The organism is Aquibacillus halophilus (assembly GCF_009649745.1).
GTDB lineage: Bacteria > Bacillota > Bacilli > Bacillales > Amphibacillaceae > Aquibacillus > Aquibacillus halophilus.
Genome location: NZ_WJNG01000007.1, coordinates 207,329 through 230,693, shown reverse-complemented (window position 1 = coordinate 230,693; position 23,365 = coordinate 207,329). Strand labels below are relative to the sequence as shown.

At 35.3% G+C, this 23,365-nt stretch carries 19 protein-coding genes, 1 other RNA gene and 1 other annotated feature; of the genes, 5 read left to right on the top strand and 15 right to left on the bottom strand.

Annotated elements, in window-relative coordinates; all coding sequences use genetic code 11:
• Positions 1-4 precede the first annotated feature (4 nt).
• On the top strand, positions 5-1,294 hold the full coding sequence (locus GH741_RS10020; RefSeq protein WP_153736659.1) for a replication-associated recombination protein A: 1,290 nt from the start codon (positions 5-7) through the stop codon (positions 1,292-1,294).
• A gap of 404 nt (positions 1,295-1,698) precedes the next feature.
• Positions 1,699-2,379: an RsfA family transcriptional regulator gene (locus GH741_RS10015; protein ID WP_153736658.1), complete on the top strand. Its 681-nt coding sequence runs from the start codon at positions 1,699-1,701 to the stop codon at positions 2,377-2,379.
• Between the two features lie 80 nt (positions 2,380-2,459).
• Here GH741_RS10015 and ssrS read toward each other — a convergent pair.
• The 4 genes from ssrS to GH741_RS21605 all read right to left on the bottom strand — a co-directional run bounded on the left by ssrS (position 2,460) and on the right by GH741_RS21605 (position 6,482).
• Positions 2,460-2,648: non-coding RNA, 6S RNA (ssrS, locus tag GH741_RS10010), on the bottom strand.
• Positions 2,649-2,781: 133 nt separating this feature from the next.
• On the bottom strand, positions 2,782-4,551 hold the full coding sequence (gene aspS, locus GH741_RS10005) for an aspartate--tRNA ligase (RefSeq protein ID WP_153736657.1): 1,770 nt from the start codon (positions 4,549-4,551) through the stop codon (positions 2,782-2,784).
• 1 nt (position 4,552) lies between these two features.
• The gene (gene hisS / locus GH741_RS10000) at positions 4,553-5,833 is read right to left on the bottom strand and encodes a histidine--tRNA ligase (protein WP_153736656.1); all 1,281 of its coding nucleotides are present in this window, start codon (positions 5,831-5,833) and stop codon (positions 4,553-4,555) included.
• Positions 5,834-6,012: 179 nt separating this feature from the next.
• Positions 6,013-6,229 (bottom strand) — a binding site (T-box leader).
• Between the two features lie 79 nt (positions 6,230-6,308).
• The gene (locus GH741_RS21605; protein ID WP_170287605.1) at positions 6,309-6,482 is read right to left on the bottom strand and encodes a hypothetical protein; all 174 of its coding nucleotides are present in this window, start codon (positions 6,480-6,482) and stop codon (positions 6,309-6,311) included.
• A gap of 207 nt (positions 6,483-6,689) precedes the next feature.
• Here GH741_RS21605 and GH741_RS09995 point away from each other — a divergent pair, with 207 nt between their 5' ends.
• Positions 6,690-7,751 carry an N-acetylmuramoyl-L-alanine amidase family protein gene (locus tag GH741_RS09995; protein WP_170287604.1) on the top strand — a complete coding sequence of 354 codons (1,062 nt, stop codon included), beginning with the start codon at positions 6,690-6,692 and terminating at the stop codon, positions 7,749-7,751.
• Positions 7,752-7,816: 65 nt separating this feature from the next.
• Here the strand turns inward: GH741_RS09995 and dtd are convergent, their stop codons facing one another.
• From dtd to GH741_RS09960, 7 genes are all read right to left on the bottom strand, one after another.
• Positions 7,817-8,263, bottom strand: a complete 447-nt coding sequence (gene dtd, locus GH741_RS09990) for a D-aminoacyl-tRNA deacylase (protein ID WP_153736654.1) — start codon at positions 8,261-8,263, stop codon at positions 7,817-7,819.
• A 13-nt stretch (positions 8,264-8,276) separates the two neighbouring features.
• The gene (locus GH741_RS09985; protein ID WP_153736653.1) at positions 8,277-10,484 is read right to left on the bottom strand and encodes a RelA/SpoT family protein; all 2,208 of its coding nucleotides are present in this window, start codon (positions 10,482-10,484) and stop codon (positions 8,277-8,279) included.
• A gap of 250 nt (positions 10,485-10,734) precedes the next feature.
• The gene (locus GH741_RS09980) at positions 10,735-11,247 is read right to left on the bottom strand and encodes an adenine phosphoribosyltransferase (protein WP_153736652.1); all 513 of its coding nucleotides are present in this window, start codon (positions 11,245-11,247) and stop codon (positions 10,735-10,737) included.
• Positions 11,237-13,588, bottom strand: coding sequence for a single-stranded-DNA-specific exonuclease RecJ (gene recJ, locus GH741_RS09975; protein WP_153736651.1), 2,352 nt, complete (start codon positions 13,586-13,588; stop codon positions 11,237-11,239). The genes GH741_RS09980 and recJ overlap by 11 nt, the downstream gene beginning before the upstream one ends.
• Positions 13,589-13,654: 66 nt before the next feature.
• The gene (locus GH741_RS09970) at positions 13,655-13,990 is read right to left on the bottom strand and encodes a LapA family protein (protein WP_153736650.1); all 336 of its coding nucleotides are present in this window, start codon (positions 13,988-13,990) and stop codon (positions 13,655-13,657) included.
• A 445-nt stretch (positions 13,991-14,435) separates the two neighbouring features.
• Positions 14,436-16,694 (bottom strand): protein translocase subunit SecDF, encoded by a 2,259-nt coding sequence (gene secDF / locus GH741_RS09965; RefSeq protein ID WP_153736649.1) that lies wholly within the window; start codon positions 16,692-16,694, stop codon positions 14,436-14,438.
• A gap of 230 nt (positions 16,695-16,924) precedes the next feature.
• Complete coding sequence (locus GH741_RS09960) at positions 16,925-17,215, bottom strand: post-transcriptional regulator (protein ID WP_153736648.1); 291 nt, start codon at positions 17,213-17,215, stop codon at positions 16,925-16,927.
• Positions 17,216-17,340: 125 nt separating this feature from the next.
• On the opposite strand from GH741_RS09960, the gene spoVB reads away from it, so the two are divergent.
• The gene (spoVB, locus tag GH741_RS09955) at positions 17,341-18,891 is read left to right on the top strand and encodes a stage V sporulation protein B (RefSeq protein ID WP_153736647.1); all 1,551 of its coding nucleotides are present in this window, start codon (positions 17,341-17,343) and stop codon (positions 18,889-18,891) included.
• A gap of 187 nt (positions 18,892-19,078) precedes the next feature.
• Here the strand turns inward: spoVB and GH741_RS09950 are convergent, their stop codons facing one another.
• Positions 19,079-19,747 carry a DUF421 domain-containing protein gene (locus GH741_RS09950; RefSeq protein ID WP_240795458.1) on the bottom strand — a complete coding sequence of 223 codons (669 nt, stop codon included), beginning with the start codon at positions 19,745-19,747 and terminating at the stop codon, positions 19,079-19,081.
• 73 nt (positions 19,748-19,820) lie between these two features.
• On the bottom strand, positions 19,821-21,119 hold the full coding sequence (locus tag GH741_RS09945; protein WP_153736646.1) for an ArsB/NhaD family transporter: 1,299 nt from the start codon (positions 21,117-21,119) through the stop codon (positions 19,821-19,823).
• A 341-nt stretch (positions 21,120-21,460) separates the two neighbouring features.
• On the opposite strand from GH741_RS09945, the gene GH741_RS09940 reads away from it, so the two are divergent.
• Positions 21,461-21,841 carry a TIGR04086 family membrane protein gene (locus GH741_RS09940; RefSeq protein WP_153736645.1) on the top strand — a complete coding sequence of 127 codons (381 nt, stop codon included), beginning with the start codon at positions 21,461-21,463 and terminating at the stop codon, positions 21,839-21,841.
• A 91-nt stretch (positions 21,842-21,932) separates the two neighbouring features.
• Here GH741_RS09940 and yajC read toward each other — a convergent pair whose 3' ends face one another.
• On the bottom strand, positions 21,933-22,196 hold the full coding sequence (gene yajC, locus GH741_RS09935; protein ID WP_153736644.1) for a preprotein translocase subunit YajC: 264 nt from the start codon (positions 22,194-22,196) through the stop codon (positions 21,933-21,935).
• Positions 22,197-22,211: 15 nt separating this feature from the next.
• On the bottom strand, positions 22,212-23,351 hold the full coding sequence (gene tgt / locus GH741_RS09930) for a tRNA guanosine(34) transglycosylase Tgt (RefSeq protein ID WP_153736643.1): 1,140 nt from the start codon (positions 23,349-23,351) through the stop codon (positions 22,212-22,214).
• Positions 23,352-23,365: the final 14 nt, after the last annotated feature.

Here is a 23,365-nt window from a genome sequence, read left to right as displayed (position 1 = left end):
AATCTTGAATAAAGAACCGTTGGCATACAGAATGCGACCAAAAACAATTGAGGACATTGTGGGACAAGAAGATATAATTGGAAAAGAAACCAAACTCTACCAAATGATTAAAAATGGTTATGTTCCTTCCATGCTATTATACGGGGAACCCGGAATAGGCAAAACGGCTATAGCAAATGCGATAGCTGGGACTGTTAAATTCCCATTCTCTTCTTTAAATGCAACAACTGCTGGTAAAAAAGATGTCGAAATTGTAATTGAAAAAGCAAAGATGGAAGGTAATACAATCTTGTTTCTAGATGAAATCCATCGATTTAATAAAGCACAGCAAGATTATTTATTACCACATGTTGAAAGAGGACTAATTATATTAATTGGTGCAACAACAGAAAATCCATATCATGATGTCAATCCGGCTATTAGGAGTAGATGTGGGCAAATAAAACAATTACATAGGCTCGAACCTGATCACATAAAGAATTTACTGTATAGAGCGCTTTCTGATAAGGAAAGAGGATTAGGCTCTTTGTCTGTTAAATACACTGAAGAGATAATTGATATGATTTCTACTGGAACAAATGGTGATGCTAGAAAAGCATTAAATGTTCTAGAATCTGTTGTATATGCTTCAGTTAAAACTGACAATGAAATAATTTTGGAAGAAAAAACTGTTGAAGAATTCATTGATAAGGTCGGCGTATTTGGAGATAAAAAAGGTTCTAATTTTTATAATCTATTATCTAGTCTGCAAAAAAGTATACGTGGAAGTGACGTTGATGCTGCTTTATACTATTTAGCACATTTACTAGAGAGTGGGGACCTAACTGCCGTAAATAGAAGGTTATTAGTAATAGCCTACGAAGATATTGGATTATCAAATAAAGCTATAGGTGGACATGTACTGGCTGCTGTTGAAGCTAGTGAAAGATTAGGAATGCCTGAGGCTAGGATACCATTATCCGTTGTTGTAGTTGAAATGTGCTTATCATCGAAATCAAACTCAGCTTATAAAGGCTTAGATTTAGCAATCAGTGATATTAGAAAAGGAAAGGTAGGAGACATTCCACTCCACCTAAGAGATACGCATTATTTTGGAGCAACGGAACTAGGCCATAAAGGATATAAATACCCTCATGACTACCCAATCGGTACTTTTGGCGGATGGGTAAATCAAAACTATCTACCAGAAAACCTAGTTGGACGAAAATATTATAAACCAGTTGAATCAGGTGAGGAAAAACGAATGTCTGATATCTATAAGAAACTTGAAGAATTTAAAAAGAAAACAAAATAGGGGATACCAATAGGTAGTCAAGGTAATATTGACTACCTATTTTTTTTACGTTATTTGTTCCACCATCAAAACGTTTATTCATTTGTTTAAATAACTAGAATACCTAACTAGTTCATTGGTTATTATAAAAATAGAGAAGATTTATAAGTTGCGTATAAATATCTTTTATTTCGGTCAAACTAAAGACAACTATATCAAACTAGCTCTATGAAACAATAGAAAAACTAGGATATCGTTAAGGAAATTACTTTCTAGAGTCCTTATCTAAAGTAAATCGCTGAAATTCCTAATGATAAAGGCACTAGTTTATTTTGATACTATCACAATTCAAAACTCATAAATTTTAATAGTATCAACAAAAGAATTTAGATGTAAAAGTAAACAAAATAAAGGAGTGGAGTTTCTTGGTAAAAGTTAGACAGGACGCATGGTCCCATGAAGATGACCTATTATTGGCGGAAACAGTTTTACGTCACATAAGAGAAGGAAGTACGCAACTAAATGCATTTGAAGAAGTAGGAGATAAATTAAACAGAACCTCAGCAGCATGTGGTTTTCGCTGGAATGCAGAAGTAAGACAAAGGTATGATCAGGCGGTTTCTATTGCGAAAAGACAACGCAAAGAAAAGAAGAGAGCATTAGCTAGGCAGCAAAGTACCATTCCACGTAATAACGTTATTTCCAATATGAATATGGAAAACATGGAAGAACAGGTTGAAATGGAAGATTTTTCAGTGGAAACAAATATCCCTACCATGACAAATACACCTAGCACATTAAATTTAGATAATGTCATAGACTATTTAGAAACATTAAAGAGAGATTACTACGAATCTAATCGATCGAAGAATAGTATTCAAAAGTTACAAAAGGAAAATGAAATGCTTCTTCAAGAAAAGAACGCAACAGAAAAGAAAATGGTTCAATTACATGAACAACTTAATACGATTCAAGAAGACTATCAAGTCCTAATACAAATTATGGATCGTGCAAGAAAAATGGTTGTTTTTGACGATGATAATAGCACATCAACTCCAGCTTTTAGGATGGAGAAAAACGGTAACTTAGAACAAGTCGCAAAGTAAACTTACACAGATTACTATTCCTATTGAACAAACAAAAGCCTTAAGAGAATAGCTCTTAAGGCTTTAAAACTATGTATTGTATCAATCCCAATTGTGCCGTCATTTCGAATGAGTTTTGATCCCGCTCTTAGCAGGTGGGTGCCTTGTTTCAAGTATTATGCTTCCTCAATTATAATAATGAGGCTTGCACGCCAATTGAAAACGGAGGCTCCCATATTTATTGATGTTCGGTCAAAACGTCAATAATGGGACGTACACATCAGGATTGATACTAAAAATTATTAATAAATTGTAAGCAATTTCTATTGTTTGTATAAAAAGAATAGCACATTTTTTTTTGCTTTTCAAGAGCTATCCATATGTCTATTCTGTAACATTTTTTACAATTACACGACAGGTGTTTTACTTTTTCTCTTTATGAGCAAGATGTAATTCATCTAATTGGTTTGTACTCACACCACCAGGTGCCTCTGTAAGTAAACATGATGCTGAGGCTGTTTTAGGAAAAAGAATGGTGTCACGTAAATTTGTTTTACCTGCTAGTAGCATAATAAAACGATCAAAACCAAGTGCAATTCCCCCATGGGGTGGTGCACCATATTCTAATGCTTCAAGAAGGAAACCAAACTGCTCTTGTGCGTCCTCTTCTGTAAATCCTAGAACTTCAAACATTTTATTTTGCATCTCTCTTTGGTATATACGGAGTGAACCTCCACCCAATTCATAGCCGTTTAAGACGAGGTCGTAAGCTTGTGCCTTCACTTCACCCGGATTTGATGTTAATTTATCTATATCTTCTGTAGCTGGCATCGTAAATGGATGGTGGGCTGCAAAATATCGACCAAGTTCCTCATCATATTCCAATAAAGGCCAATCTGTTACCCAAAGAAAATTAAAGATTGATTCATCAATCAATTGTAACTTTTTACCTAGATTAGTTCTCAATGCACCTAAGCTGTCGTACACCACACTTGTCTTATCAGCTACAAATAGTAAGAGATCTCCTTCTTCAACCTGTAGTGTTGACTTCAATGCTTCTACTTCTTGATCAGATAAGAATTTTGAAATGGGTCCTTTCAACTCGTTCTGCTCCATTTTAAGCCAAGCTAAACCCTTCGCTCCATATATCTTAACAAAGTCTGTCAGGTGATCAATATCTTTTCTAGAGAAGTTAGTTGCTTCACCTTTAACATTAATAGCACTTACTTTACCACCATTCGACACAGCACCACTGAACACTTTAAATCCTGAATTTTCGACTATTTCAGATACACTAACAAGTTCCATTCCAAATCTAGTATCAGGTTTGTCAGAACCGTACCGCTCCAATGCCTCATCATATCCCATCCGCTTAAACGGTGTTTCTATATCCAGTCCCTTAACATCTTTCATTACTTTTTTCATCATTCGTTCAGTCATAGCCATAATATCATCACTCGTCATAAATGATGTTTCAATATCAATCTGAGTAAACTCCGGTTGACGGTCAGCTCGTAAATCTTCATCACGGAAACAACGCGCGAATTGAAAATACCTTTCAAAACCACTTACCATTAATAGTTGCTTAAACAACTGAGGTGACTGTGGTAATGCATAGAAGTGTCCAGGATGAACTCGGCTTGGTACTAAGTAATCTCGAGCCCCTTCTGGTGTGCTTTTCGTTAACATTGGTGTTTCCATTTCCAAGTACTCTTCAGCATTCAAAAAGCTTCTAATTGATTGGGTCGCTTTATGTCTTAATTTAAATGTCTCTTGCATAGGCTCACGACGCAAATCTAAATAACGGTATTTTAGTCGTAAATCTTCAGCAACATCTGAATCATCCTGAATTTGAAAAGGAGGATTCTTAGCTTGATTTATAATTGTAATTTCTTCAACAACTACTTCAATGTTTCCAGTTTCCATCTTAGGATTCATTGTAGACTTGTCTCTATTTACAACTTCTCCAGTAACCTCAATAACAAATTCACTTCTTATTTTTTCAGCCGTTGCTAATGCTGTTTCAGAAATAGTAGGATTAAAAACAATTTGCACAAGTCCAGAACGGTCTCTTAAGTCAACAAAAATTAAACCACCCAAGTCACGTCTCTTTTGAACCCACCCTTTAAGATTAACTGTTTGTTTCACGTGTTGCTCCCTTAGTGTTCCAGCCAGATATCTTTCGTTTGGCATACTATTTCCCTCCCTGTAGTTCATTTAACAAATAATTCTCTAATTCATTTATCCCAACTTCTTGTTGCTCCCCTGAGTGCATGTCCTTAACATTAACAACATTTTTTTCTAACTCATTTTCTCCAAGTACAATCACATATTTAGTATTTAGCCGATCAGCAGTCTTAAATTGAGCTTTGAACTTTTTATCTTGGTAATCTTTATCAACCTGTAACCCAGCTTTTCTAAGTTTATAAGTAAGACGGACAGCTTCAGTGACTGATTCCTCTCCTAAGGCGATAATATAGCAATCCACAACATCTTCTGTTGGCAGATTAATTCCTTCTGCTTCTAGTGCCATTAGTAAACGTTCAACACTAAGGGCAAATCCAATTCCAGGTGTCTCAGGGCCTCCTAAGTCTTCCACAAGACCGTTGTAACGACCACCTCCAGAAAGAGTTGTGATAGCCCCAAAGCCTTCTGCATCACTCATGATTTCAAAAGCAGTATGGTTATAGTAATCTAGACCACGAACAAGGTTTTTATCAACAATATAGTTAATTCCCATTTCATCTAAGTAGTGTCTCACCTTGTTAAAATACTGACCTGAGTCCTCATTCAAATAATCTAAAATCGATGGAGCTGATTGCATTGCAGGATGATCACGATCCTTTTTACAATCAAGAATCCTGAGTGGGTTCTTATCAAGTCGGACCTGACAATCTGAACAAAGCTCATCTTTATGTGGCTCAAAATGGTTAATCAAGGCCTTTCGATGATTTTCGCGACTTTCTGTATCACCTAGACTATTAATTACTAATTTTAAAGAGCGTAGACCTAATTCTTGATAGCAACTCATTGCTAGTGAGATAACCTCAGCATCAATCGCAGGATCTGCACTTCCAAGGGCTTCAACTCCAAATTGGACAAACTGTCGCATTCTGCCTTGTTGTGGTCTTTCATAGCGAAACATAGGACCAAAATAGAAAACCTTTGTTGGTTGGTTAGGTAGCCCGAAAAGTTTGTTTTGAACAAAAGCACGTACAACTGAAGCTGTTCCTTCAGGTCTAAGTGTTAGATTTCTATCGCCACGATCTTTAAACGTGTACATTTCTCTTTGAACGATATCTGTTGTATCACCAACACCTCTTTGAAAAAGTTCGGTATGTTCAAATATTGGTGTTCTGATTTCTTTATAATTAAAACGATGACAGATATCATTTAATTTTCTCTCAACATATTGCCAACTTTCGGTAGTTCCAGGTAATAAATCTTGCGTACCCCTTGGTGCTTGCATATTCATAGCTACCCCTCCTATTTAAGTTGAATATAAAATGGTTTACAATTTCTATATATGTATAGATAACCACTGTTTTGGTCGGGAAATTTAACAAATCGAAATCTAGTTTTTCTAAAACCGATGCTACAAAAAAATTACAGTGGTTATTTAAATACAAAAAAAAATAAACTCTCGTCCCTTGAATAAGGGACGAGAGTTTACCCGCGTTGCCACCCTAGTTAAAGCCATAAGCTTCCACCTTGGACAGTTAACGCCTGCAAAACGTCTGTACTTACTAATTTCAATACAGAACCTACGGAATGTCTTTCATTAAGTCTTTATGCAAGAATACTCACAGCCCAAGGTATTCTCTCTCTTTTCCATATGAACCTTAATTACTTTTTCCATCATTAGCTTTTATTTATAATTGATATATGTTTAGAACCAATAATTCTTTTTTTAGAATTGTTTATAATCATAATGTTTGCTGCAGAACTTGTCAAGAACGATTCAGCTTTTCTTTTAATTTTTTCACTTCCCTTAAAGACACACCAAATTCTTCAGCAATCTCGATACTATTAGAGTTACCTTCGATTTCCATGAACTTGTGTAAATTCACCCCGTATATATCTTTCATTGTATGAGTACTCGCTTGCTTATTATTTAATCGCAAAAAACATTCTCCTTTTCTCTTTGACTTTTGTACATATTTTTTATTAATATAAGAAGGGTTAAGTCCATTTTAATTTTCGAACAATTACTACATCTTTAATTTAATAAGAAATAGCCAAACTATAGATTGAAAATAATCATCAAAGTGTTTATCTCCTGCCTTTTGGTTATGAGACGATACTTGGTTAAAATTTTGTGGGGGAATATAATGTTGACAAGTAAAAAGTACGTACTTACTCTAATAACTAGTATATTGATAATCTTGTCCATTTCATCGATTGTTTATGCGAGTGAAGCGTTGATTAATGTTAATAATTTAAATGTTAGAAATGGTCCAGGGACTGATTTTGACACTATTATGCAAGTACACGAGGAAGAAACTTATGAAATCATCCGAGAACAAAATGGCTGGATTGAGATACAATTGGAGCAGGGAACTGGATGGATAACAAAAGAATTTATTTCTATCCAAGGTACTGAGACCGTGGAGCAAGGTGAAGATAAAAATATTATCAGTAACCAATCCGTGACAATTATTCACGATAAAACGACCTTACGAGAAGGCCCTTCAACTGACTACGAAATAATTGGGAACGTAAATCAGGGTACTACATTGGAGGTGTTTGACCACGTTGGAGGTTGGTATGAGGTTCAATGGAACGAAGAAAGGGCCTATATCCCCGATTGGTCAGTAGGTACTGATGGTTCATTAACTAATGGGGCACCTTCTGTGAAAGATAAAACTATTGTAATTGACGCTGGACACGGCGGAAGAGATGTTGGAGCTATTGGTGCAAGTGGAAACTTCGAAAAAGAATATACAATAATAACAGCACAGAAACTTAAGTATTACTTAGAAATATTAGGTGCAAATGTGATTCTTACTAGATCCCATGATAATTACTTATCTTTAAGTGGACGAGCTAGTTTGGCCAACGCCATGAATGCGGATGTATTTTTGAGTATCCATTATAATAGCACACCTCAATTCCCATCTGCTAAAGGGGCAAGCACTTATTATTATTCTGAGAGAGATAGTATTCTCGCAACGACCATCCAAGAAGAATTACTTAAAGCAACGACAATGGATGATCGTGGGATTCATCAAGAAAGTTTTCAAGTAACAAGAGAAAGTCATCGGCCTTCTGTTTTACTAGAGTTAGGATTTATATCAAATATTTCTGAAGAACAGAACATTCAATCTAGTGTATTTCAAGAGAAGATTTCAAAAGGTATTATCAATGGATTAAATGAATTTTTTTCCTATTAAACCAAGATGGTTAGATAAACAAACAAAGCCTCCTCGTCACTTACAAGGGGGCTTTGTTTGTTTCGTTATTTTTCTGCACTATCTATTATTAATGTAACAGGTCCAACATTTGTCAATTGTACATTCATCATTCCTCCAAATATTCCAGTTTCTAATGGAATACCCTCTGCAGATATATATGAATTAAACTGTTCGTACAATCTGTTTGCCTGTTCAGGTCTAGCAGCAGACATAAAATTCGGTCTTCTTCCTTTACGTGTATCACCATAAAGAGTAAATTGTGAAATTGATAAAATACTGCCACCGATCTCTTTAAGAGATAAGTTCATTTTATTTGCATCGTCCTCAAATATTCTTAAATTAATAATTTTATTTACTAAATATTTAGCATCTTCTTCCGTATCACCATGGGTAATACCGACAAGTACTACTAGTCCATAATCAATTTGACCAATTATTTCTTTATTCACTGTAACATTAGCGTTTTCGGCTCTTTGGATTACTACTTTCATAGCTAAAATACTCCTAACTATTCAACATTCTTTTTACTGTGTATACATCTTTAATTTGTTTTAAACGATCAACAATTTTACGTAAATTACTAGTGTTGTGAATAAGAATAGTAAGATGGATTAAGGCCATTTTATTGCGGTCTGACTTACCGTTTACAGCAATGATGTTAGTTTTTGTTTCGTTAACAGCCTGCAAGACATCATTTAATAGACCACGGCGATCAAAACCTGAAATTTCTAGGTCAACGTGATATTGTTTTGTTTGAGTATCTGAGTTTTCCCATTCGACATGTAGAATTCTGTCTTGTGCTTCTTCAGTATTGATATTTGAACAGTCTTCCCGGTGAACGGAGACTCCCCTGCCCTTAGTAATATAACCAACAATTTCATCACCAGGAACAGGATTACAACATTTTGATAATCTCACGAGTAAATTGTCAATTCCTTCTACTCTTACACCAGAATCCTTCCTATGTGATGAAGGGGCTTTAAGATTAGTGCTCTTTACGCCTTCTAAAGTCTGTTCGAGATCTTGGTCTTGTTTATTTAACTTCCGAAGTTTTTCTGTCAATCTTGTTACAATCTGAGCTGCAGTAATTCCTTGATACCCAACAGCTGCATACATGTCCTCTTCATTAGAAAAATTAAACTTTTCCGCAACCAGCTTAATATTTGAAGAAGTAAGAACTTCTTTTGGATCATATCCAGATATCTTAATTTCTTTTTCAACTAATTCCTTACCTTTTGCAACATTTTCATCTCGTCGTTGTTTTTTGAAAAACTGTTTAATCTTATTTTTGGCTTGTGATGTTTGTGTTATCTTCAGCCAATCTTGTGACGGGCCATACGAATGCTTTGAGGTCATAACTTCAATAATGTCACCATTTTTCAAGTTATAATCTAATGACTCCATTTTCCCATTAATTCTCGCACCGATTGTTTGATTCCCTATTTCTGTATGGATTTTATACGCGAAATCGAGTGGTACAGAACCAGCAGGTAATTCAATCACATCACCTTTAGGTGTAAAGACATAAACCATATCCGAGAATAAATCCACTTTTAAGGATTCCATAAATTCCTCAGCATCATGAGTTTCTTGCTGCCATTCGAGAATTTCCCTGAACCAAGTTAATTTTTCATCTGAATTGGTTTTTTGTTGATCAATTCTCTTACCTTCTTTATATGCCCAATGTGCAGCGATTCCAAATTCAGCAATTTCATGCATATCAGTCGTTCGTATTTGAACCTCTAAGGGTGCCCCTTTTGGTCCAATAACAGTCGTATGCAAGGATTGATAGAGATTGGGTTTAGGCATAGCGATATAGTCTTTAAACCTACCTGGCATTGGCTTCCAGCACGTATGGATAATTCCTAGAACTGCATAACAGTCTTTAATACTTTTCACTATGATTCTAACTGCCAATAAGTCGTAAATTTCATTAAACTGTTTGTTTTGAAGAACCATTTTTCGATATATACTATATAGATGTTTTGGTCTGCCGGAAAATTCAGCTTTTATGTTCACATCTTCTAATTGATTTTGTACTTCCTGCATTACTTCTTCAATATAGTGTTCTCTTTCTTCTCTCTTTTGTTTCATTAAATGGACTATCCGATAGTACTGCTGTGGATTTAAATACCTTAGAGCCGTATCCTCTAACTCCCATTTAATTGTCGAAATTCCCAATCTATGTGCGAGTGGTGAGAAAATTTCTAATGTTTCATTAGAAATTCTTCGTTGCTTCTCTGGTGGTAAGTGCTTAAGTGTCCGCATATTGTGTAGCCTGTCCGCTAATTTTATCAAAATAACACGAATATCCTTCGCCATTGCAACAAACATTTTCCGATGATTCTCAGCTTGCTGTGCTTCTTTCGATTTATACTTTATCTTACCAAGCTTAGATACACCATCAACTAACAAAGCAACCTCGCTATTGAACTCCTCTTCCAACTGTTTGACGGTGACATCAGTATCTTCCACCACATCATGCAAAAAACCACCAGCTATAGTTTCTGGGTCTAATTCTAAATGAACTAATATCCCTGCAACTTGGATAGGGTGTATAATATAAGGCTCTCCAGATTTACGGAATTGACCTTGATGTGCTTCTTCAGCAAATTTATAAGCACGACTAATAAAGTCAGTATCTTTTTCAGAAAGATATTGAGCAGCCTGCTTAATAACGTCTTCAGCTGACAAAATATTATCCTTCGACATTTTATCACCTTTGTCCTTTTTACTCTGCTCATTTAGAAATGGTCAGTTTTTATCATTATAAGAGTAATTAACTAGTTTGAATAGTAAAAACTATTCCTTTTTCTTGGATTCCTTTTAGTACATTAGATACAAATGCATTCTCTATACTTTTTAAAAGGAAATTTAATATCAAATATAAATTGACCTTATAGAAAAAACTTGTGAATATATTAGGAAAACAAGGAGTACTCTCAAGGAGCACTCCTTTAAATTAGTATTTCATTAAAGTTAATACATCATAACCTTCTAATTTGTCTCGTCCATTTAAATATGTTAATTCAATCAAGAAAGCACAACCCGCAACAACCCCACCTAGCTCTTCTACAAGCTTAATAGTCGCTTCAATTGTTCCGCCTGTTGCTAATAAATCATCAGTAATAAGAACACGTTGTCCAGGTTTAATTGCATCTTTATGGAGAGTTAATACATTTTCACCATATTCCAAACCGTAGTTAACCTTTATTACTTCTCGGGGAAGTTTGCCTTCTTTTCTTACCGGAGCAAATCCAATTGCTAATGCATAAGCTACTGGACAACCCACGATAAAACCTCTTGCTTCAGGGCCAACTACAATATCAATATTAAGATCTTCAGAGTATTTCACTATTTCATCTACAGCTGCCTTATATGCCGTACCATTGTCCATTAATGTCGTAATGTCTTTAAACCTAACACCTTTCTTAGGCCAATCTTCAACAACAGTTATATATTTCTTATAATCCATGAGTAACTTCCTCCTTAGGCGAAACAACCTCATTCATTTCACTTGTAAACCATTTCTTTAATTCCTTATAGTTTGAGTAATAAAGAGTAGTTTCTATTTCTAATTGATTTAATTTTTGTTGATATATAGGTGCCTCCGTCAAATCTTTTTTTGACGGTTGTGAATGAGGCTTTAGTATACCATTTTCTATTTTAACAAATTCAAGTTCAAAAAACACTTGAGTTATAAACCTAATCTTTTCTGGCTTCCAGCTTTTATGTTTTGACAGCTTTGGTGTATCGACTGAGATGTTAAATTCTTTATGCTTTAGTAACATAGCATAAAACCATTTAAAGTCTTCTCGATTTGGTATAGAATTAAAATAATGACCTTCGTGAACAAGATAACAGGCATAGATTCTACTAGGATTAATTGCCTTTATAACCTGAGCTAGCTGTTCCAGTGAATTAGGTAAATCTAGTAAAATTAAATCCTCAACCATAGTTAATTCATAGTCAACTTCCCAGTTTTCGTCTATCTGTACATGATTTATTTCCGGAGGAAGTGAACCGGTACCATCAATAGTTTGAAAGGTTACTGCTGCACTTTGCTCGCCTAATAGCGGGATTAACTGCTTTCTCCAGTGTTTTGAACCCCTATAATCAAATAATTGCCACTCTGTAATAGCCAAATCTTTTAGTAAAAGTTGGACTTTTCGCTTGCCATTCCATTCATTAATTTCAAGTTCACCAATTAAATCCATTTCGGCATTTGGTGATATTTTTGAATACATATCACCCATTCCGAAGCCAATACTGTCTAATTTGGCTTCTGCTTGTTCTATAGACATTTTTAAATGGTTTTTTTGATTTCCTATTTGACGAAGCTCAGTTGGAACCGCACGAACATGAAATAACGGTTTAGGATTGCCCATTCCAAAAGGTGCAAGCTTATTTAGCTCAACGATTAATGAAACATCTAAATCCTTTATTTCGACTGTATGATCTATTGTCAGTAATTGTTTAAAATCATCTGCAGACAACTGTTCTGATGCCAGTTGGTTTAGCTTTTTACGTATAACGGAAATGTTTTCCTCAGCAAGTGTCATCCCGGCTGCCTGAGCATGTCCACCAAAATTTATGAAGTCTTTCCTAATTTGCATACAATTTGAAAACAAATCAAAAGCTGCAATACTTCTAGCGGAACCCTTAGCTGTCTTTTTTTCTTTATTAATCGACAGCACAATTGCTGGGCGATCATATATTCGAACTAACTTAGACGCTACAATCCCTAACACGCCTTCGTTCCATCCTTCTTTAGCAACAATAATAACTTTCTCATTCATACCCGTTGAATCTGCTTCTACTAGTTCCTCAGCTTCTTTCGAAATCTCAGTAACTATTTTTTGACGCTCTTGATTTAGTTGGTCAATAAACTGAGCCAATTCATCTGCTTGTACCATATCTTTAGTTAGTAGCAAATCAACTGCAGCATTAGCATCTTGTAGTCGTCCTACAGCATTTATTCTAGGTCCAATTAAAAAACCAATATTTTCCTCTGTAACTGCTCCTTCTATATTACAATTATTTTTCAATGCTACTAAACCAGGTCGCTTTGTACTAGTTATAGCTTTTAACCCGAAATGTGCCAGCACTCTATTTTCATTAACCAACGGAACCAAATCAGCTATTGTGCCAATCACAACTAAGTCTAGAAACTGATTTGGAAAGTAGCCTAACAATGCTTGTGCAAATTTAAAAGCTACCCCAACTCCTGCAAGTTCCTTAAAGCTGTATTCGGGTGAACACTTTGGATGAATTATTGCAAATGCATTTGGAAGTACTTCCTGTTCTTCATGATGATCAGTAATAATTAGATCAATACCTAATTGCTTTGCTACTTCTGCTTCATGAACTGCAGCTATACCTGTGTCAACAGTAATAATTACGGTGTACCCCTGTTTATGTGCTGCTTTAAATGCATCCTCATTAGGACCGTATCCCTCAGTAAAACGATTTGGAATATAATAATCACAAATGGCACCAAGTTCTTGTAATGCCTCTACCATTAAAGTAGTTGAACTCACACCATCAGCATCATAATCACCAAAAACTAAAATACTTTCACCTTTTACAATTGCTTGTTTCACTCTAGCAACTGCCTTATCCATATCTTTCAATAACATAGGATTAAGGAGGTGGGTTAGCTCAGGTGTTAGAAATCTTTGTGCTTCTTCATTTGTACTAATACCACGTTGTACTAAAAGTCGTTCCGTTAGTGATGATATGGAAAGTTGATGATCAAAATGCGGAAGATCATCATTCGAATATGTAAATTTCCATTTCGCTTTACTTGGTATCATAAATTCACCCCTGACTCACTTATTATACAAGAGTGTATCAGGGGTAGCAAACAGTTATTAATTTTGTCATTCACTTGAATTTTGTCCTAGTTGACTTGCTGTTAAAGGCTTTTCATCATCTGTCTCCTTTTGTTGATCAGCACTTCCAATTTTTTCTTCCAATTCCTTTTTCTCTTGATTAAGTACTCTAATTTCTTTTTGTAGCTTAAGCAAACGGACAACCCCGACTGCAGCTGTTATAATTCCACCCATTAGGACGGATACTAAAATAACCAATATTAAAGGAGCTTCGCCGGTTCCAAATAAATAGTTCACTTCAACTGGATCAACATTAATTACAGCAAAGATAGCTACTATTACTGCAAAAACTAATGCTAAAATTATATACGTTTGACCTTTCATTAATAAATCCTCCTTTATCGTTTACATTATTTTTAATTATAATTTATTGATTGTATCCTGTCGATTTATGAGTTCTATAATACCATTCCCTTATCTCATTCCTAACAAACAAACTAATTCTTTCAATCTTCACATTTGATGAAAAAAGCGTCTTAGCGTAGCTACTAGTTGATTTGCGCTTCGGGCAGTCGCTTTCCGCGGGCAACGCTTCAACTTCCTCGGAAGAAACCCACTTCCTTGAAAAAGGAAACCACTTTTTCTGCGTGCGGTGTTGATTCAGGAAGATAATTCAAGTCCTGTGGGATTTTCAGCTGCTCCTGCGATTACTCGTCGCATGAAGACCTTTGTTGGGACTGCGATTCGCAGTTTATAGATTTTAGTCAACCACAATCTTTAGAAAGCAATCAAAAAGAGACTCCTTGCAATGCAAGGAGTCTCTTTCTTTTTATACTTGTGGACCATCGTTACGTTGCTTTTCTAAATAAACAATCGGCTTTTCCTTCAAATTCTTTCCACGCCATATTAACCAAATTTGTGAGGCAATAAATAGAGACGAATACGTTCCTGCTATAAGTCCTACTACCAAAGCAAAAGCGAAATTGGTGATTGAAGTAGCACCAAATAAAAGCAACATGGTTGCAGCAAATACAACTGTTATGACTGTATTAATACTTCTAGCCAAGGTTTGCATTAAGCTTTTATTTATAATAACTGCCAGTTCAGCAAAGGACTTAACTCGCTTCTTCCGTTTTAAATTTTCTCTAACCCGGTCAAAAGTAACAATTGTATCATTTATTGAATAACCGACAATCGTTAAAATTGCTGCAATGATTGTTATATCAAACTCTAATCTTGTTATGCTAAATAGCGCCAGAATAAAGAATGCATCATGCAACAAGGCAATAATTGCAGTTAATGCAAAATAGAATTCAAATCGTAATGTGACATAGATAATTATACCTATCGAAGCGTAAAGGACGGCAAGTACGGCATTCTTAGCTAGCTCTTGCCCAACCACTGGTGAAACTGTGCTTACGTTTGGTTCACTACCATATTTGGCAGTAAAATATTCTTTAATTTCACCAATTGTGTCAGGACCTAAATCCTCATCAAAACGCACTACACCTATTTCACTATCATCTCCAGAAATTACGGTATTCTCTGGAGTTAATTGTAAATCCTCAAACCCTTCATTAATTTCTTCCTTTGTTACATTAGCTACTTCTGTATTTATTTCCACTCGGGAACCACTTTCAAAATCAATCCCTAAATTCAAGCGGAATACACTTAAGCAGATAATACCAATAGACACTAAAAGGATTGAAATTGCAAAAAACTTTTTGCGATTACTAACGAAATCAAACTGGCGTCCAAATACTTTTGGTTCAATTTCGGATTCATCAGAGATATCCTTAATATCCTTTTGCTTAACACCAAACCAGCCTGGGCGTTTATTTAAAAACTTACTCTTCACCCATAGGCCAAGAAATAATCTTGAACCAAATACTGCTGTGACAAAGCTTAGTATAATACTCACAATTAACAGTGTCGCAAAACCTTTTACTGAACTTGTACCAAAGATAAACAAGACTGTTGCTGCGATTAAGGTTGTAATATTTGCATCAAAAATAGTTGAAAGAGAATTACTATTCCCTGATTTAAAGGCAGCTGTGATTGTCTTGCCTTCTTTCAATTCTTCTTTAATCCGCTCATAGGTTATAATATTAGCGTCAACTGCCATACCAACGCCTAATATTAATGCTGCAATACCAGGTAAGGTCAGAACACCATTCATTAATTCAAATACGAGCAATATTAAGTAGATGTAAATACTTAACGTTATCGTTGCGATTAGACCTGGAAAACGATAATAAGCTATCATAAAAATGAAAATTAGTGCTACACCTAGAGCACCTGCAAAGATTGTTTTATCCATGGCTTGTAGGCCAAATTGAGCCCCAACAGATGTGGAATAAAGTTCTTCAAGATTAACCTCTAACGAACCAGCATTCAAGATGTCAGCTAACCTCTTAGCTGAATCAACGGTAAAGTTTCCCGAAATCATTACACTAGGTTGTGTTAACCTTTCCCAAACAGCTGGATCTGAAATGAATTTAGGATCTTCTTTTAACCTTTCTTCCTGATAAGAATCACCTTCTTCATAATCCATCCAAATGACTAGTCTATTATTTGGTGGCTCCATTTGAGATATTTCTTCCGTTACTTCTCCAAATTTAGAAGGATCATTTAATTGCAATGTAACAATCGGTTGATTATTATTGGGATCAAAGTCCTGTCTAGCAGAACCTTCTTCAATGTCTGTACCGTCCAAGTATTCTACATCATTAACATCACGAAAAGATATCCGTGCTGAAGTAGCCATTAGTTCACGTGCTTCTGTCTGATCGTCAATGCCAGCAAGCTGGACTCGAATCCGATCTTCTCCCTCGATACTAAAGTTAGGTTCACTAACACCTAACACATCGACACGTTCTCTTAGTGCTTCAGTAGTAGCTTCTAGAACTCTCATTGTTACTTCCTGGTCTTCATCAATCGTTGTGACCTCATATAGAATCTCAAACCCGCCTTGAAGATCAAGCCCAAGCTTCATATCTTTTGTTATACCTGTAATCGTTGTCCCAATCGTAGCTGCAAACACTAGTACGATTAGAAAAAAGGCAACGATTCTGCCTCTTTTAACCATATTGTTGTGGCCTCCTCTACTCTATCTATTCATACAACGATATGTAATAGCATAAAACAAATAGCATATTATTAAATAGTAAAGGATTAATTCAAAAACCTCTCTATTAGTAAAAGCCAAAGCATAGGTCCTATGTAGATCGAGTAATATTAAGTAAATTTAACAAGTCTGAACACAAATAGTATAGAGATTAAAAACTACTGTTGTCAATCAAACTTTCTTGGAAACAATTACTCCTCTGAACTAGTTAAAGCTGCAATAGAAGCAAATAAATCGTTGTTTTGATACGATTGGACAGTTAAATAACTCATATAAATATTGGAACTTAAATGAAAAATATCTTCTACTACTTCATAGAGTCGTTTTTCAGGATCACCTTTCCATACTTTTTTTGTTAAGCAATTCCAGACATCCTCTGATGTAGTTCGTGAATAACCCATTAATTTAAGATCAGTAACCTTAGTTTCTAGAACAGGCTTAAGCATTTCTTTCCATTGACTTACATGTAATATTTTCTCCATTAAAATGCCCCCTATTAAACAATCATATTTAAGATTTTTCGAATGCCTGTCATGCTTGGCCAATCCTTCTGCATATACATCATTGTATATGATTTTTAAATTTTTGAGAAGGCAGGTCGTTCAATATGACCAAGCAAACTTTTATAAAAGGGGCACTAATACTAATTGTAGCAAGTATGATTACACGATTTCTTGGATTTATTAATAGAATCGTTGTTGCCAGGTTGATGGGAGAAGAAGGTATCGGATTATACATGATGGCCTTACCTACCCTATTTCTAGTTTACACATTATCACAATTTGGACTACCTATAGCGATTTCAAAACGAGTTGCTGAGGCAGAGGCTCACGGAGATATTCGTAAGATTAAAAGAATCTTGATCATATCATTAACAATAACTGGTACCCTAAGTATTTTCTTTACTATAGGCTTAATAGCCATTGCACCTATTGTTGCTAATAACTTCTTAACCGATGAACGGACTCTTTATCCATTAATAGCAATTACCCCAATGGTCATAATTAGTGCAATATCATCAGTAATAAGAGGTTACTTCCAAGGTAGACAAAATATGAAACCACAAAGCTATGCTCAAGTTATTGAACAGGTTGTCAGAATTTCATGTGTGGCTCTTTTAGTTAAACTGTTTCTTCCATATGGTATTGAGTTTGCAGCAGCAGGGGCTATGATTTCAGTTATTATTGGTGAACTCTGCTCCCTATTCTTTATGCTACATATGTTTAAGCTTAAGAAACGAATAAAAATGAGAAGCAAATTTTTCAATTACCTTCTCTCAGGGAAACAAACATTAAAAGAATTAATGTCCATTGCTCTACCAAATACCGGTAGTAGACTAGTAGGTTCATTTTCTAACTTTCTTGAACCGATCTTAGTAGCTCAAAGTCTTGCGATTGCTGGTGTGCAAACCGCTGAAGCGACAAAACAATATGGAGAGTTAGCAGGCTATGTATTTCCACTATTATTTTTACCAACGTTTATTACACACTCTCTTGCTGTTGCGCTTGTACCTAATATTAGTGAAGCAGATGCCAGAAATAATAAACGATTGATTCACTACCGAATCCATCAAGCTATAAGAATCTCCTTTGCCTCCGGGGCTATTGCAACAATTGTTTTATCCTTATATTCAGAACCTATCCTTCACTACATGTATGGCAGTAGCAACGCTAGCCGCTTTTTAGTGTTAATGGCACCGTTTTTCTTGCTTTTATATGTTCAGTATCCATTAAGCGCTGCCCTTCAAGCAATGGATTACGCTAAAGCTGCCATGTGGAATAGTATCATTAGTACAGGAGTAAAGTTCGTGATATTAATGGTACTAGCTACCAATGACCAATTTGGAATAATGGGAGCTGCCATTGCAATGTCAATAGGCGTTGTCCTTGGAACAGTTCTCCATTTAGCAACCCTAATTAAAGTAATATCTTTCCGTATTCCATGGATGGACTTAGTAAAAATGGTTTCATTACTTGTTGCCACTTGGTGGACTGGGAATGAATTAAAATTATTTTTCCCTGGTTATGAAACACAACTTTCATTATTCGCCCTACTCTTACTATGCTTGAGTGTTATCTATATTATCCTTCTGTTTTTGTTTAGATTCATCACAAGAGATGAACTTCAACAGTTACCAGGATTCAACCGGTTTTTATAAGTGAAAGAAAAAATCAACATTTGATAAAAAACTTTGATCCTGATTATTAGATAAGATACACGGAAGAAAACATTTAGTCTATGCCAAAGAGGAATAGTCCCTATACACAGGGCTATTCCTCTTTACAATATAGGGCTGCACTTGTTATAGAACTCTAAATGGCATTAACATAAAATATGACAATATACTAACTCTTTTCGTTTTTCATATCTATAAACCACTTATCTTTACCATCCAGTGTACAAAAGGAAATAGCTTCCATAGAATTGTATCCTTTATTTTCCAGCTGTTCTTTTAACCACTTTTCATTTTTATTTATTTTTTCTAAAGCTTTTTTTTGGACAGTGCCATCTACAATAAGTGGTAATACATATCCATCTGGAGAAATAGGATTTTCTTCAGATGATTTTTCAAAAACAGACAATTTACCGGATGTCTCTAAAATAGCAAACTCTACATCTTGAACACTTTTGGTTCCATTTCCTCTAAGTTGCTGCATTAAGTCATCAAAATTGTACCCTTGCTTTTTCATCTCATGTTCGTCTAACTTCCCACGAGATATAATTACTGATGGTTTCCCTTCAAACCAATGTCTGAACCTTGAGCTTTTTAATGAAATTCGAGCAATTACTTTTTGTATTATTAATAATACAGTCATTGGCACTAACGTTTTAAATAGATTCGTATCAGGATCTTCAATGGATGTAACTGCCATTTCTGCTAGCATTAGAAAAACTACAACATCTAAAATACTAAGTTCTCCTACTTCTCTTTTTCCCATCAATCGAAATAAAAATACAATAAAGAAATAAGTAAGAAATGTTCTGAGGATAATTATTCCCCACTCTTCTCCCAATATAAGTCACTTCCCTTAAAGCCCAATAATTATTTTTATTGTCTCCAAAGGAATCGGAGATATGCTTGGGTTTTCAAAGCATTTGTTGGAATGGAAGTAAGTAACGTAAATAGACGTAGATAGACGAGATCAATAGAGAAATTAGCACTAGTGGTATTCCATAAATTAAAAATAGTGAAAACGATATTCGTTCATCTTCGGCCTCAGCTAGACCAGCTACAACGACATTGGCGGATGCACCTATCAATGTACCATTTCCTCCTAAACAGGCTCCTAAGGCTAATGACCACCACAATGGATCAAGGTTAGCCATTCCGTAAGATTGAAATTCATTAATTACTGGAATCATTGCCGCCACAAATGGAATATTATTAATAATTTGTGAGAAGATACCAGACGTCCACAAAATTAGTAAAGCAGTATATGGTAGATCGCCTTGGGTTAACCACATAATCCCTTTGGCTAATTCATCAATAGCACCAACTTCTTGTAATCCTCCAACGAGCATAAACAGACCAATAAAAAAGAATAGAGTAACCCATTCTACTTCTTGAAAAATTTTTTCCGTACTGATTTCCTTTTCAGTTAGCAGTAACAGCAATATTGCCCCACACACTGCAACAGTTGTTAATTCAATATGAACAATAGGGTGTAATAGAAATCCGGTTATTGTTAGAGATAGTACCGTTACAGATTGATATAACATTGGTGTCTTCTTTAAATAAATTGATCCCTCCATCTTCATCAACTGATCGGAGAATTGTTGGTTATTTGTTAATTTACCCCTAAATAGCCAAACGACTATAGTCAACATAACTATAAAAATAATTAATACTATTGGTCCTAGATTAGTAATGAATGATAAAAAAGTTAAGTGTTCTACTGCTTGGCCAATCATGATGTTAGGTGGATCACCAATAAGAGTAGCTGTTCCACCAATGTTAGAGCTAAATATAATCGTTAATAAATACGGAAAAGAAGGTAGCTGTAACAATTTCGTTAACGTCAAAATAATAGGAACGAATAATAGAACAGTTGTTACGTTATCTAGTAGTGCGGATCCGATTGCAGTTAATATTGCAGTACCAATTAAAAGTGGTACCGGCTTACCTTTAACCTTTTGTGCAAAGGTAATAGCTATATATTCAAATAGCCCCGTTTTCTTAGTAATTGAAACTAGTACCATCATAGCAAACAACAATGCTACGGTATTCCAATCTATATAATTTGTAAATGCATCGTTCCACTTATACACACCAGTTAATAATAAAAGAACGCCACCGGAAAGGGCAACTAAAGCCTGATTCACTCTTTCAGATATAATAAATATGTAGCTGATTATAAATATAGCAATGGCAATTGTAGCAGACATACCTTGTCCCCTTTTCTAGCAATATAAAGTGAACTTTCAGTCGAAAAAAACTAGTGCATCCCCACTGACTCTTGTTAAATGGATATCGAGATTTTACTCACCCGAACTACCTCTATCTTATTTAAAAAGATACCCCAACTTTTTCCAGTTGAGTGCTGTCAGTGAATCAAAGAAAAGTTTGATGATAGTTATAGTAATCTCAACCTTATATTTGCTCGTTACATTTGCAAAAAAAATTTCCATTTCTATAAATGTATTCAATTCAATTTAAAATATTTTATTCTATTTCAAAAAGATCAGAATAAAATGGATACAAATGGACAAACACAGGAGGGGTTTTTATGACAAAATCAAAATTTACTGCACTTCTGTATGGATGGATAGCTGTTTTAAGTATTATGTTTTTTGCAAGTCTGATTTTATCTTTACTCTTGAAATTCACCACACTAGGATCTTCAACATTAACTTGGGCTACATTAATAATTAGTTTGATTGCTTTATTTTCTGGGGGCTTAATAGCTGGTTTGAAAGGTCGAGAAAACGGCTTGGTTTTGGGGGCATTGACAGGTCTTGGTTTTACATTATTTATTGTACTTTACCAATATTTAGGTTATAGTTCAGGATTTACTGCAAGTCAGTTTATTCACCATGGTGGATTTCTAATTGCAGCATTGCTAGGAGGAATTCTTGGTGTCAACCTAAGTTCAAATCCAGAATCCTAAAAAGAAATGTTGGGACGTTACAGAAAAATAATAAATCAACAAAAAAGACTAACTTTACTAAAAGTCAGTCTTTTTTGTTGATTTATATAGATTAGTCTTGATTTGTTACTTCTCTTACAGCTGAACGATCAAATGTAAGTTTTGTGCTGCCTTCAACTATAACAACAACAGTATCCTCATCAATAGCATGAATCGTTGCATGCATACCACCGATAGTTACAATCTTATCTCCCTTTTTTAAATCCGCTTGCATTTGTCTTACAGCTTTTTGCTTCTTTTGTTGCGGACGAATTAATAGGAAATAGAAAATTACGAACATCAAAATAATGGGTGCTAAACTAACTAATGTTTCCAAGTCATATCCCTCCCTCTAAAAGTTTTTAGCATCTGGTTTATTAAAACCATATTGTTCAAAGAATTCTTCTCTGAAATCGCCAAGACGATCTTCTTTTATCGCTTTGCGGACTTGCCTCATTAATTTTAACAGAAAATAGAGATTATGATAAGTAGTAAGTCTAAAACCAAATGTTTCACTACATTTAATTAAGTGTCTTATATACGCTCTAGTATAATTTCGGCACACATGACAATCACAATTAGGATCTATTGGAGTAAAATCACGAGCATATTTTGCGTTTCTAACTACTAGTCGACCGTTGGAAGTCATACATGTTCCATTGCGAGCAATCCTCGTTGGTAGTACGCAGTCAAACATATCAATCCCTCTAATTGCACCATCAATTAGTGAATCCGGCGAGCCTACACCCATCAAGTATCTAGCTTTGTCGTTAGGAAGTAATGGGGTTGTAAAATCTAGAACTTTATTCATCACGTCTTTTGGCTCCCCAACAGAAAGGCCCCCGATAGCATATCCGGCGAAATCCATCGATGTTAGATCTTGAGCACTTAGTCGACGTAAATCCTCATATTCGCCTCCTTGAACAATACCAAATAACCCTTGTGCATCTGGTCTGCCATGAGCCTCTAAACAGCGCTCAGCCCATCTACTAGTCCTTTCTACTGAATCTTTCATATATTTATGTTCAGCTGGATATGGGGGACACTCGTCAAATGCCATCATAATGTCAGAACCAAGTGAGTTCTGAATACGCATTGCTTTTTCAGGCGACAGAAATAATTTTTCTCCACTAATATGATTTCTAAAATGAACGCCTGATTCCTCTATCTCTCTCAAATCACTTAAACTAAAAACCTGAAAGCCTCCTGAATCAGTTAGAATTGACCCATCCCAATTCATAAATTTGTGCAGACCACCAGCTTCTTCAACAATATCTTCTCCTGGCCTCAGCCATAAGTGATAAGTATTTGAGAGAATAATATCCGCACCCATTTCTTTAAGGTCCTCAGGGCTCATTGTCTTTACTGTAGCAAGTGTACCAACAGGCATAAATATTGGCGTCTCAAATGTACCATGTGGTGTAGTAACTTTTCCAAGACGAGCGCCTGTTTGTTTACATGTTTTAATCAACTCATAGGTGATTGCTGACATATATAAAATACCCT